Origin of the sequence: Haloferax sp. Atlit-6N, from assembly GCF_003383195.1 — an archaeon.
Classification (GTDB): domain Archaea; phylum Halobacteriota; class Halobacteria; order Halobacteriales; family Haloferacaceae; genus Haloferax; species Haloferax gibbonsii.
Map to the genome: position 1 here is coordinate 1 of NZ_QEQJ01000053.1, position 705 is coordinate 705.

Annotated in this window: 1 protein-coding gene; it reads right to left on the minus strand. The window is 43.0% G+C overall.

Features of this window, described 5'->3' with window-relative positions; all coding sequences use genetic code 11:
* Positions 1–272: 272 nt before the first annotated feature.
* Positions 273–539: a hypothetical protein gene (locus DEQ92_RS21095; protein ID WP_115821735.1), complete on the minus strand. Its 267-nt coding sequence runs from the start codon at positions 537–539 to the stop codon at positions 273–275.
* Positions 540–705 lie beyond the last annotated feature (166 nt).

Consider the following 705-nt stretch of genomic DNA (forward strand, 5'->3'; position numbering starts at 1 on the left):
TATTTTATTGATAATAAACATTAATAGTCAAGAAGATGTTAATTATACACTGTTGTTCAAACATCTCTCCGTAGGAATGTAGAGCGAAAATTCATACATGAAATACGCTTATTTGGGTTATTATGTAATAATTGTATTTATATAAATGGTAAATTTGGAATATGCAAGCTAAACATGAGTGATATAGGACTACATGAGTGATCAGAAGATATATTTTTGGCCAATCATGACATATATACATACATAGTAAAATAATAGTTCAATCGAATGAACTAACACATCTCATCGAGTATTTGACCAATCTTGGCATCGATAAATTCGAAGTCAGTGGGGTCAAACCCGAACTTCTCAAAGTTCCCCCACGGTGTCGATATTGGATAGAATTCACTATTCGGAATCATCTCTTCCTCGTCTTGACAATCCTCGACGGTGAACACGTTGCCCTTCTCGAATGGCATGACGTACACCCTTGCATCGATGCGACCGAGGGCGGCTTCTAGGTCGCCGTCGGTGTTCGGCTCACGTCCGCGTCCTTCCATTTCTGTGCAGTACAGGGAGGCGTTGGGGTCCAGCGAGATGAACCACTTGTCCCAGAGATTGTAGAGAAAGTCGTTGAGCGACGAGAAACCGGCATCTCTCTACGCTTCGTCGCGCCACAGCTCCGAACTCATTCCCATGAGCGCCCATGTCCGAGCGAGTTGTTTG

Coding starts and splice junctions, on each gene's coding strand:
- DEQ92_RS21095 (WP_115821735.1), bottom strand. CDS start 539: ATGGAAGGACGCGGACGTGAGCCGAACACCGACGGCGACCTAGAAGCC.